Here is a 12,071-nt window from a genome sequence, read left to right as displayed (position 1 = left end):
GTTGTTGACCTTAAGAAAAAGGAGGGCAAGGAGATCTTTTATGAACTGGTAAAAACCTCTGATATTGTCCTTGAGAACTTCCGCTACGGAGTTGCTGACAAGCTTGGCATTGGATATGAGAAACTGAAGCAGATAAACCCAAAAATAATTTACTGCGCAATAACCGCCTTTGGCGAGAATGGTCCTTACAGGAATGTTCCGGGCTACGACCTGACAATGCAGGCAATAAGCGGCGAGATAGACCTTACAGGAGAGCCTGAAGGACCAATAGTGAAGATGGGTGTTCCAATGGGTGATTTAGGAGGCTCGTTTTTTGGCGCTGTTGGAATTCTTGGCGCACTCTATGCAAGAGAAAAAGAGGGGAAGGGGAAGAAAATTGACATAGGTCTTTTTGATACACAGCTCGCGCTTCTAACTTATCACTCAGCACCCTATCTTTTAGAGGGCAGGAGGGATAAAAAACCTGAGGGGACAGGACATCCAAACATTGTTCCTTACAGGATGTACCAGACAAGTGATATAAAGATTGTTGTTGCGATTCTTGGCGAGGATTTCTGGCTGAAACTGTGCGATCTGCTCGGAATTCCTGGGATAGCAAAGGATGCGAGGTTTGAAATCAACAGGAAAAGGGCAGAGAACAGAAAAGAGCTTGAGCCGATTTTGGAGGCTGCATTTCTGAAGAAAAGCGGCAGGGAACTGGTTAAAAAATTTTATGAGATAGGAATTCCCGGTGCGCCTGTTAACAATATTGCTGAGGCTCTTGAGGAACCGCAGATTAAGGCAAGGGAGATGATAATTACAGTTGACCACCCTGTATGCGGCAAGGTAAAACTTTTGGGGAATCCAATAAAAATTTATGATACACCGAAAGAGACATTTGCTCCGCCGCCAACCCTTGGACAGCATAATGAGGAGATTCTGTCGGGCATTTTAAAATATCCTGAGGATAAGATAAAAAAACTTAAGAAATCAAAGGTGATATAATGGAAAAAGAAAAAGGTATTCTTTTCACTCCTAAAGCAGAAAAATTTTTATCTAATTTGCTTGAAACTTGGCCCACAATCACAAGAAACTTGTGGGATAAGCGTGTCAGGGAAATATGCCAGATTGTGGCAGCATCAAAAGGGAAAAACATTGTATCTGAAGATTTGATAATGGAAGCTATGAAGCTTTGGCCATTTGAAAATAACAGATGGAGGATTTTTGGAAACCTTGCTGAAAAGGGATTGCTAAAGGAAGGATTTGCAAGCAGAAGGAATCTTGGATATGGGGGTTCCCCAAAAGTTGGAAGCTGGAGCTGTTCAAAACAGGAAGAAAATCTAAAGAAAAAAACTGAAGAGCTAAAAGTAATAGGAATCCAGTCAAGCCCAAGAGAGAAGGGGAATACTGATGTTCTGTTAAGCGAGATTTTACGAGGAGCGAGGGATAAAGGCGCTAATGTAGAGAAATTTGATATTGCGAGAATGAATATTGAATTTTGCACAGGTTGTGAAGCCTGCAGGCAGGAAAAGAAGCTTCCGAATTTCTGCGTAATAAAAGATGATTTGACAAATGGCCTTTACAAGAAATTTATTGATGCTGATATTTATGTAATTGGCTTTCCCATATACACAGGAAGAGAGAATGCAGCGCTTTGCAATTTTTTTGACCGCTTTTACGGAGTAGAAATGGGAAGGATGCCATGGAAGTGGGAGGATGAGGAAAAGAAAAGGGCAGCTCTTGTTGTAACATGGGGTGCGCCATACCCTGCTTTTGAGAGAACAATTGAAAACCACGGCGATTTATTAATGTGGTACGGGATTGATGTTAAAGAGGCAATTTATGGTTGGGGTTGCCATGAAAAGGGAGAGATTGCAAAGGATAAAGAGGGGCTTGAGATGGCATACAAGGCAGGGCAGAGACTGGTGAGTTAAAATAATAAAACTCAAATAACAAATTCCAAGAGGCTGTTGAAAAAGGGGATAACGAGCGTCATTGCGAGGAGCGACAGCGATGTGGCAATCTCTAGCCAATTGATTTACATAAAACTGAGATTGCTTCGCTTTGCTCGCAATGACAGTAAACCGAGCTTTTCAACAGTCTGCCAAAATACAAAATTCAAATGTTCTAAACAGTTTTGAATTTGTTTGGGATTTGGATTTTGTGATTTGAAATTTAATACGGAGAATTAAGAGATGGCAAAACAGATGACAGAAAAGGAGATAGAAACCCTTTTAAACGAACTATATGAAGGGACTCTCATGCTTGTGGATAGCGATAGACCCTACGGGGTTGTCTGCTGGTATTGCTTTAACGGGAAGGATATATGGCTTGGCTTGCTTCCACAGGGAAGGAAATTTGAGTGCATGAAGAAAAACCCCAATGCAGCCTTCACTGTCTTTAAAGCAACTGATGATGGATGGTCTTCTGTTTTTGCAGAGGGGAGGATTGAGCAGGTAAAAGACCGCGAAGGAATATTAATTGGCATGAAACTTGCTGCTGAAAAATATAAAGTGCCCCAGGAGGTTCTTGAGGCTCAGGTTGAAAAATCTGCAAAAACCCCTGACAAATCCATGACATTCAGAATAAAGGTAGAAAAACTTTCGGGCAGGAAAAGCTACTAAAAGTTCTTAACCCCAGATTAATTGTTAGTTAGTGAATAGTGGTCAGTGAATAGTAGGACAGGCTCCTGCCTGCGGTAGGCAGGTCTCGCCTGCCCAGAAATTTGGATGGACAGTGATAAATCCTGTCCCTGCAAAATGTAGAAACTGGTCTTTACAGGCTAACCGAGAATATTGAATGGTAAATAGCAAAAAGAAGGATTTCTGCTTTTGATACCATATCGTCGTATAAGTGTATTACTCTGACTTCATTTATGCCAGCGTTTTGTTGAGAATCACAACAGCTTCTGTTGAGGAATTCAACAGGGAAAATCTTTTTAAAAAACAAGATGATTCCATTGGTTTTTAATTTTTTGAAAATTTTCATGTAAATTTTTTCAACAATTCATATTGTTGAAAAACTAATTTCTTTTTTGAGCCTGATTTTATTTTTCTCTCTAAGCCCCTGAATATCCAAGCAAATTAATCTCATACCTTTAAATCCATTCATATTTTTTAGTTCTGGCACGCTATTTGCAGTTTAGGATAGTTGGGAAGGTTGGGTCAGGAGACCCAACTCTACCCGGATAGAGGCAGGTCTCCTGACCTGCCTGAAAAGGAGGGTTCAGTTGAAAACTTTAACGCAAAAAGAAAGGAGGGGATTAAAATGGTAGTAATACTCGTAGTAACAACCATTATCTGTTTTATACTGATTGACTTGGCTGTGCAGACAGTTGAGGCAAGGAGAGAGGGAAGGGTTGCTGTTTTTCGTTCCAGAACAGAAACTCAAGCAGCCGGAGAGGCAAGGAAAGCAGAGCGAAAACCTGTCAGGAGCTTTAGAGAGTCTGATTACCGCATTCCAATGGGAATCTTTTTCCACAAAGGGCACACATGGGCAAATCTCCTTTTGTCAGGATATGTAAAGGTTGGGATGGACGATTTTGCCCAGAGAAGCATTGGAAGATTTGATGAAATTGAACTTCCTCCTATCGGGAAAGAGGTTAAACAGGGGGGAAGGATATTTACAATTAAGCAGGGAAATAGAAAGGCAAATTTTTACTCTCCGGTAGATGGTGTCATCGGCAGTGTAAATCATATGTTACTTGAAACACCAAGGGTTATAAAAAGGGATCCTTATATTGATGGCTGGGTATGCGCAATTAAGCCAAATAATTTAAGCGAGAATATCAAAGCCCTTAAAGTAGCTAAAGACGCTGCTCTGTGGCTCAAGGAAGAAATCGTAAGGTTTAAGGAGGTCATGCTTGGGAAAGGCTTACAGATGGTTCCCGGATATGCGACCATTCAGGACGGTGGTGAGATTGTTGACGGACTTCTTGAATTTCTTGGCGATGAGCAGTGGGAATTTTTCGAGAAGAACTTTTTAAGAAAGAGAGGAAGATAGTTTACTGGATTCCGTGTCAAGAGCGGAATGACAGGTTGCGGTAAGGTTAGAAGGAGGTGAAGAAAATGAAGGCAATGTTGGTAGATACAACTCTGTGTATAGGATGTATGGCGTGTGTTGAAGCCTGTAAGAAGATAAATAAACTTCCTCAGGGAGATGAATACAGGCTTTCCTCAAAGACATATACAACAATTAAGGAGGTTAATGGTATATTTGTGAGAAAGCTCTGTATGCACTGCAGCAATCCCTCCTGTGCGTCAGTATGCCCTGTTGGAGCCTTGCATAAAACAGAGGCAGGACCTGTTGTATATGATGAGGAGAAGTGCATTGGATGCAGATACTGCATGGTGGCGTGTCCCTTCAGCATACCAAAATATGAGTGGGAAAACCCTTTGCCGAGAATAAGAAAATGCATTTTCTGCGCAGAAAAAGTTGCACGTGGCGAGCAGACAGCGTGTACTGATGCATGCCCTACAGGTGCAACAGAGTTTGGTGAAAGAGATTATCTTCTTAACGAAGCTAAATCAAGAATCAGAGGAGAGCCCAAAAAATATGTGAACCATATATATGGAGAAGAGGAAGTAGGAGGAACTTCAGTTATCTTTCTTGCAAGTGCTCCCTTCAGCAGTCTGGGTTTCAGGACAGATTTGGCAAAGCATCCTATGCCAATGTTAACATGGAATGTGTTATCAATGATTCCGGATATAGTGATTATGGGCGGGGTTGTTATGGGTGGAATATGGTGGATAACAAACAGGAGGAACGAGGTGAGAGTTCAAGAGGCTTTGGAGAGGGAAAAGAGGCTGAAGGAAAAGAATAAAGGGAATTAACAGAGGAAGGAGGTTGGTTACAATGAGGAAGATAGAATTGCCTAAAATAACTTTCTGGAGAGTTGTTTTGGCTGTCATTATGGTTCTTGGGGTCTATGCAACAGGTTATAGGTTCATAAAAGGTCTTGGGGCATCAACCGCCTTAAGCGATAGCTTTCCATGGGGTCTTTGGATAGGATTTGATGTCCTTTGCGGTGTAGGGCTTGCAGCAGGAGGATTTACCATCACAGCAGCAGTTTATATTTTTAATATCAAAAAATATAAACCTATAATAAGGTCAACCATACTCACTGCATTTTTGGGGTACATCCTTGTATCAACAGCCCTGCTTTATGACTTGGGAAGGCCATACAGAATCTGGCATCCGATTGTCATGTGGAATCCGCACTCGGTAATGTTTGAGGTCGCCTGGTGCGTTATGCTCTATTCTGCTGTTCTTGCGCTGGAATTTATCCCGGTTATTTTAGAGAAATTCAACATGGAGAAGCCGCTGAAAATACTGAAGTCAATTTCAATACCTCTGGTTCTTGCAGGGTTCCTCCTTTCAACTCTGCACCAGTCATCTCTCGGGACTTTGTTTCTTATTGTTCCTGAGAAATTGAACGGGCTCTGGTATTCTCCGCTTCTGCCGCTCTTTTTCTTTGTCTCTGCAATCGGGGCAGGACTGGCAATGGTTATCTTTGAGTCATTCTTAAGCTACCGATTTTTCAAAAAAGAGCTTGAAATTGACCTTTTGGAAGGGCTTAGCAGGGTGATTGTGGTTATATTAGGGGCTTATTTTGCGCTTAGAATGCTGGACCTTTTCCACAGAGACGCAATTGGTCTGGTATTTAATTCAGGAATTGAAGGACCTCTCTTTATAGCAGAGATTTTAGTTGGTGTTGTTATACCCTTTATCCTGCTCACAATTCCGCAGGTAAGGGTCAATAAAAAAGGTCTTTTCATATCTGCCTTAATGGTTGTAATTGGCTTTGTTATGAACAGGTTAAATGTCAGTATTACTGGTATGGCAGCATCTTCAGGAGTTGAGTATTTCCCGACATGGATGGAAATGGCTGTAACAGCCTTTATTGTTGGCATAGGTTTTATTGTCTTTGGTGTGGCAGTAAAATATCTGCCAATCTTTGAAGCAGCAAAAGAGAAGGAGGCAGTTGAGAAGGAGAGGGAATATAGCTATGAGGCTTTACCCGGAGAAGCAGCTTTAGCAATAGAATCTTCCTATGATAGGATTGATTCAGATAGAAAGGTGTGATCAAAATGAGTCAGGCGAGGTTGACGAAGCCAGCCAAAGCGATCTCCCTTTTCTCCCCCTTTAGAAAAGGGGGATATAGGGGGATTTGAGATTGCTTCGCTACGCTCGCAATGACGAGAAAATGAAATTTCTGGATGGAAGTTATGAAAAATACAAATTACGAAAAAGAGGAAACAAAAAATCATTCCACAAGCAGACTCATTCCAGAGGGTGAATTAAAATGTGTCTGGATGACTGCAGGGCTTGTAGCATATAAACTCTGCGACCAGGAATATAATTGCGATTTCTGCTCATTTAATGAATCTTTTTTAGGAGAGAGGAACTTTCAGACCATAGGAGATGCAATCAAGAATCATGAGGATAGAATTAAGACTGTAAAGCTACGCTCTCCTGTTAATAACTTGGATGAATTCGGGATAGAAAAAACTCTAGCAGAAAGATTTTTAAAGGGTCTTTTTGATTTTAAAATTGAGAAAGATTTTCTTTATTATGAGGGCCATACATGGGTTAAACAAAATAATGGACATGTGAAAATAGGGATTGATGATTTTCTTTGTAAATTTATAACAAAAATAAAACATATCATCCTTCCACCTGAATCAACCCTGATTCTCCAAGAACACCCGTGCTGCTGGATAGCCGGAGAATTCGGGACAGTTCCAGTTGTCTCTCCGCTAAGCGGATATATCATCTCCTTGAATCAGGAGGTTTTTGAGAATCCGGAACTACCGATTGCTGACCCCTATGGCAGGGGCTGGCTTTTAAGGCTTAAGCCACTGGATTTTGAGAAAGAGGCAGAATCCCTATTTTCAAGCGAAGATGCTATTATTAGATTTAAAAAACATTCTTTTATATTAGAACAGCTTGTTATCAGGGAACTTCTAAAGCAGATAAGGATACATGGAAGGTCTATATTGGAGAGAGAAAAAACTACAGAAGGGTTAATGGAAGTTATTGGTCATAAAAGATTCTTTGATATATTTTTAACCACATTCACAAAGCTGCATTGTTAATGATTCCACAGATTTCAAATCCTTATATCCCCCTCTGGCTGGATGAGGTTAGAGCCTGTTTCAAGGTTACACAAAAATAGGTTCTAACCTTATTAGAACTGAGTAATTATAAGTTTTTTAAAGACTTCAGAAGAAGCTCCTTGCATAAATGGCAGAGGTCAATCGATTTTATATCAACATCTTCAACGTAGGTTGAGGATTTCATCACACACCTGTAATTGTCGCAGTGAAAAAGCCCAAAGTTATGTCCCAGCTCGTGGATTGCTTCTTTTCCCATTCTTTCAGAGAGTAATTTATTATCTTCAGGCAAACCATAAAACTGATTCTTAAGCCTGAAAAGAGAAATGACAGAAGCAGTCCCGTTGAGTTGTGCTTCTCCGAATACAAATGTGAGAATTGGGATAAAGAGGTCAAGCTCAGTTATGCCAAGAATTTTTACAGCGCCTTCAGATTTTGCCTCATTGAGTTTAATTAAGATTTTTGAAGAATGATACTGGTTTCTTTTAATGTCATAGGTATCAGAAATATCTATTTTCTGGTTTGATATTGTGGGCTGGATATTAAAGGTTTTTAAAATAATTTCTTTAAGCGGTTCGAAATCTATAGATAAAAGAAGCTGAAATGGAACTATATGGATAAAGGGCATTTTTCTACTTTTGTTCCTAAGAGTTATCTCTGCTCAAATCATATTTTTTTATTTTGTTATAGAGAGTAACCCTATCGATTTTTAATATCTCTGCGGCATGGGTTATGTTCCATTCAGCCTTGTTAAGAACTTTGAAGATATGAACTTTTTCAATATCTTCCAGGGAATCGCTTCCTGCGCTATTTCCATCCTTTGATAGCTGAAACGGCAGGTGTGCGGAGTTTATCAGCGGACCTTTGCTGAGAACTATTGCTCTCTCTATGGCATTTTCAAGCTCCCGCACATTGCCCGGCCAGTTATACCTTAAAAGCATATCAACTGCTTCCTGAGAAATCCCTTCGATATTTTTATTCATTGAGGCAGAGAATTTTTTGATAAAGTGCTGAACAAGAAGCGGAATGTCAGACAGCCTTTCCCTCAATGGCGGAAGTAAGATGGAGAAGACATTAAGCCTGTAATAGAGGTCTTCACGGAAAGAACCATCTTTTATTGCCTGTTCAAGGTCTTTGTTTGTAGCAGTAACTATTCTGAAATCAACGTTTATTATCTCGTTTCCTCCAAGCCTTGTGAACTGTTTTGCCTCAATAACCCTTAGAAGGTCTACCTGGGTTTTCATACTGATGTTCCCGATTTCATCAAGGAAAATAGTCCCTCCGTGGGCAAGCTCAAGTTTCCCTTTTCTCCTGTACTGCGCTCCGGTGAATGCCCCTTTTTCATGACCGAAAAGCTCGCTTTCAAGCAGGGTTTCAGGGAATGATGCGCAATTTATCGGGATAATGGGAAAATAGCGCCTTGAGCTGTTGCTGTGGATTGCTCTGGCAATCAGTTCCTTTCCGGTTCCGCTTTCGCCGCGGATCATTACAGTAGCATCAGTTTTTGCTACCATTTCAACAAGCTCAAATACCTTTTTCATCTGGGAACTGTCACCAATTATTTCATCCAGATGCGAGAGCTCTTCGATTTTGTTTCGAAGCTGGATATTTTCTACTATGAGTTCTCTCTGCTTTATTGCATTTTTGATAAGGTGACTGAGATCATCCGGGTCAATCGGTTTTGTTACATAGTCAAAGGCTCCTGCCTTGAGAGACTGGATGGCTGTTTCAACAGAGGCATAGGCGGTCATAATAATAATTGTAATGCTCTTGTCTATTTCATTTATTCTCCCCTGAAGCTCAATGCCGTCCATGCCGGGCATTTTGATATCAAGAAGGATTATGTCCCATTCTTTTTCCTGCAGTTTTTTTAATGCCTCAATACCATTCTCTGCTGTATCAACCCTGTAGCCATCCTCTTTAAACCAGTTGTACAGCGAATCTCTCACAGAGAGCTCATCATCAACAATTAAAATTCCAATATTTTTTTTCATCACGTTTACCTCTTTCTTATAAATATGAAATCCTAAATCCTAATTTCTAAATTCTAAACAAATCCAAAACTCTAATGACCTAAATTCAAAACAGTTTTGAACATTTGGATTTAGAAATTATTTAGAATTTAGGATTTTGAATTTAGAATTTAATATTTCATATATCCACCAATTTTATGCTACTTATTCAACAACCTTTTGTTCTCCCTTAGGTAAATCTGTCGGAAGTATTATAGTAAAGGTTGTTCCCTCATTAATTTTAGAGTCAACCGCAATATCTCCCTCATGCTTTTTGATTATACCATAACCTACTGAAAGACCCAGTCCTAAACCTGAGCCATCTTTTTTTGTTGTAAAGAAAGGCTCGAAAATATTCGGAATAATATCTTCCTTGATTCCAACACCAGTGTCAGAAATTTTAATCTGGATTAAATTCTTTCCTGTTTCTGGAATAAGTTCAATTCTGAGTGTTCCTCCATTTGGCATGGCTTCAACAGAATTAATAAATAAAGCAATCAAAGCCTGCTGAATCTGGTTTGTGTCACAGACAATGGTTAAATCAGCATCTGGCATGATTTTTTCAACTTTTACATTTTTAATTTCCAAGTGATGATTAACAAGAAGAAGGCTTTTTTCAACAACATTTTTTAAATTTTCCTGCTGAAAATTTACTGACGAGGACTTGGCAAAAACAAGGAGGTCTTTGACGATTCTCCCGCAGCGCTTGGATTCGTTTTCAATTATTTTCAAAAATTTTATTATGGATTCATCATACCCCTGAATATTGAGTTTTTCCAGTTTTTTAATCAAAAGTTTTGTATAGGTTAAAATTCCGCCAAGAGGATTATTTATCTCATGGGCTACAGTGGCAGAGAGTTTGCCAAGGGAAGCCATCTTCTCAACCCGCACAATATGAGCCTGCGTTCTCTCAAGTTCTTCACTCTTTTCTTTAACCCTTTTTTCAAGAGTTTTTGACCAGTTAGTAATCTCTTCATAGGCTTTTTTAAGCTCCTGCATCATATAGGCGAAGGACTTTGCAAGTTGCCCTATTTCATCCTTTGATTTAACATCAATCTGGTAATCAAGATTCCCCTTTGAAATCTCCTGGGTTCCAATAGTAAGCTTCTTTACAGGATTATGAACCATAAACCAGATAAAAACACCTGATACAATACCTACTGTAAGAATAAAAAGGACAGCAAAGAAAATCATTTTGTTTTCACTTTCTCTTATATTCCTGTCCACCTGAGCAAGAGACATCTTAACATCAAGAACCCCCAAGACTTTAATTGATGCCGGATGCGCATGGCACGATGCATTTGAACAGTCAGGCTCATTGTCAATCGGGTTAATTAATCCAAGAACCCGGTAACCCTTTTGAGAATAGAATATTCTTGTACGATTTATTGAAGGAAGTGTTTTTTTCGGAATCTTTTCGCTATGGCACACATAACACGCTTCAGCCTTCATATCCACTGCTTCTCCTGTTTCTTCTTTGCGGCCTGAGAACATTATCAGCCCCTTCTTGTTGTATATCCTTATCCCGTCAACGCCCTGAAGATTACCGAGGGTTGTAATTATCTGGTCAACATCCTCTTTTTGATTTTTCAACATACTGTATCTTGTAGATTTTTTTATCAAATCGCTGGTTCTGTTGGCGCTTGCAATAACATTTGCCATGAGGTGGGAGGTATGGAGTTTTAGGTTGATATACATGTAGAAGGAAAAAAGAATAATGAGAAGGAGCATTAACAGAGCAAAGAGCTTAAAGCTCAGAAGCCTTAAGAAATGAGTGCAGAACATTTTCCTATCCTTCACCTATCAAATGCAAACCCTACCTAACCAAACAAGCCAAGAATAAAAAATATATTAATAAAATAAATCGGAAAAGGGAAAATGTCAAAGATTTTAATTGGTTTTTCTACTAGAAAGCTAAACATTTTTTAAGGTTATAATCGGTCATAAATTAGTATGAAAAGGGGGATAGAAGGCTACGATTTCTCTATTTTAAAGATGACCAGAGTCATTTCTAACCAATGTGGAATTTATTGATTACTTGAAATTTTTGAGATTTCTTGACAAAGAGTTTAAAACTCCTCTAAAACAAAACTGTATTATATTAAATTTAACTTTTAGCTTTATTTTTTCACCTTTAATGAGAAAAGAGTTATGCAGATAGAGAATAGCTTTACTAAAATGATTAAATGCCTTATTTGTTTGGGCATACTTTTTTTCATTGGTATAATATGCGCATCTATAATTAATAATCTTGATTTACTTGCTAACGGGAATATAGATCCTAAAATCTATTTTGAAGATGATTCGTTTTATTATTTTAAGGTAGCTCAAAATATTGCCAATACAGGGAACTGTTCTATTGATACATTAAATAAAACTAATGGGTTTCATCCTCTCTGGCTTTTAATGCTTATTCCGATTTTTAAATTCAGTCTCTACAATTTAATGAGCTATTTAAAAATCATTGTGGTTATTCAGTCCATTATTTATTTATTTTGTTTGTTTTTAATTTATAGAATAATTTCGAATTGGTTAGAGTGGCGAGCTGGATTATTTGCAATTATCATTTTTATTTATCCTTTATATTCTAGGTTAATGCTAAATGGGCTTGAATCAGGAATACAGATATTTTTTACAACCTTAACCATTTATTTAATTTTAACATTTAGATTATTCGAAGAAGGGAGGGAAAAGAGTCTTTTTTTAGGAATGTTATTTGGGATTCTGATGCTTGCCCGCCTTGATGCAATTTTTTTAATAATTTCTTTTTGTTTTTTAATGATTCTCAAATTGTTTATAAGTGATAACTCTTTGTCAAACTCCAAATTGTTTTTTTACCAAGTGGCTTATACAAATATTGTGGCAATTTTAATAACATTACCTTATTTCACTTGGAATTATCTGAGTTTTGGCCATTTAATGCCTATAAGTGGCTATGTTACGACAGATATAAGTTTTAAATCCA

Annotated in this window: 10 protein-coding genes and 2 pseudogenes (2 of these 12 running past the window's edge); 8 read left to right on the top strand and 4 right to left on the bottom strand. The window is 38.6% G+C overall.

The annotated features are described in order from the left end of the window. The 3 genes and pseudogenes from A3H37_10190 to A3H37_10180 form a co-directional block, all read left to right on the top strand. Window positions 1-984, top strand: a pseudogene (locus A3H37_10190) (hypothetical protein) (it extends 210 nt beyond the left edge of the window). Further along, window positions 984-1,913 (top strand): hypothetical protein, encoded by a 930-nt coding sequence (locus tag A3H37_10185; GenBank protein OGL49466.1) that lies wholly within the window; start codon window positions 984-986, stop codon window positions 1,911-1,913. Before A3H37_10190 ends, A3H37_10185 begins: the two are co-directional and overlap by 1 nt. A 261-nt stretch (window positions 1,914-2,174) precedes the next feature. Beyond that, window positions 2,175-2,603: a hypothetical protein gene (locus A3H37_10180; GenBank protein ID OGL49465.1), complete on the top strand. Its 429-nt coding sequence runs from the start codon at window positions 2,175-2,177 to the stop codon at window positions 2,601-2,603. 151 nt (window positions 2,604-2,754) lie between these two features. Here the strand turns inward: A3H37_10180 and A3H37_10175 are convergent, their stop codons facing one another. Further along, window positions 2,755-2,967, bottom strand: a complete 213-nt coding sequence (locus A3H37_10175; protein OGL49464.1) for a hypothetical protein — start codon at window positions 2,965-2,967, stop codon at window positions 2,755-2,757. A 162-nt stretch (window positions 2,968-3,129) separates the two neighbouring features. Here A3H37_10175 and A3H37_10170 point away from each other — a divergent pair, with 162 nt between their 5' ends. The 4 genes from A3H37_10170 to A3H37_10155 all read left to right on the top strand — a co-directional run bounded on the left by A3H37_10170 (window position 3,130) and on the right by A3H37_10155 (window position 7,076). Next, complete coding sequence (locus tag A3H37_10170; protein OGL49463.1) at window positions 3,130-3,981, top strand: hypothetical protein; 852 nt, start codon at window positions 3,130-3,132, stop codon at window positions 3,979-3,981. A 65-nt stretch (window positions 3,982-4,046) separates the two neighbouring features. After that, the gene (locus A3H37_10165; GenBank protein OGL49462.1) at window positions 4,047-4,811 is read left to right on the top strand and encodes a 4Fe-4S ferredoxin; all 765 of its coding nucleotides are present in this window, start codon (window positions 4,047-4,049) and stop codon (window positions 4,809-4,811) included. A gap of 22 nt (window positions 4,812-4,833) precedes the next feature. After that, entirely contained in the window at window positions 4,834-6,063 is a 1,230-nt protein-coding gene (locus A3H37_10160) for a polysulfide reductase (protein OGL49461.1), read from the top strand. A gap of 134 nt (window positions 6,064-6,197) precedes the next feature. Then, complete coding sequence (locus tag A3H37_10155) at window positions 6,198-7,076, top strand: hypothetical protein (protein OGL49460.1); 879 nt, start codon at window positions 6,198-6,200, stop codon at window positions 7,074-7,076. Between the two features lie 106 nt (window positions 7,077-7,182). Here A3H37_10155 and A3H37_10150 read toward each other — a convergent pair whose 3' ends face one another. The 3 genes from A3H37_10150 to A3H37_10140 all read right to left on the bottom strand — a co-directional run bounded on the left by A3H37_10150 (window position 7,183) and on the right by A3H37_10140 (window position 10,891). Further along, entirely contained in the window at window positions 7,183-7,722 is a 540-nt protein-coding gene (locus tag A3H37_10150; protein OGL49459.1) for a hypothetical protein, read from the bottom strand. 16 nt (window positions 7,723-7,738) lie between these two features. Beyond that, entirely contained in the window at window positions 7,739-9,088 is a 1,350-nt protein-coding gene (locus tag A3H37_10145; protein ID OGL49458.1) for a Fis family transcriptional regulator, read from the bottom strand. 183 nt (window positions 9,089-9,271) lie between these two features. Continuing rightward, on the bottom strand, window positions 9,272-10,891 hold the full coding sequence (locus tag A3H37_10140) for a hypothetical protein (protein ID OGL49457.1): 1,620 nt from the start codon (window positions 10,889-10,891) through the stop codon (window positions 9,272-9,274). A 366-nt stretch (window positions 10,892-11,257) separates the two neighbouring features. On the opposite strand from A3H37_10140, the pseudogene A3H37_10135 reads away from it, so the two are divergent. Beyond that, window positions 11,258-12,071 (top strand): annotated as a pseudogene (locus A3H37_10135) (hypothetical protein) (it continues 761 nt past the right edge of the window).

Source organism: Candidatus Schekmanbacteria bacterium RIFCSPLOWO2_02_FULL_38_14 (assembly GCA_001790855.1).
In the GTDB taxonomy this organism is placed as follows: Bacteria; Schekmanbacteria; GWA2-38-11; order GWA2-38-11; family GWA2-38-11; genus 2-02-FULL-38-14-A.
This window is presented reverse-complemented; position numbering and strand designations above follow the sequence as displayed.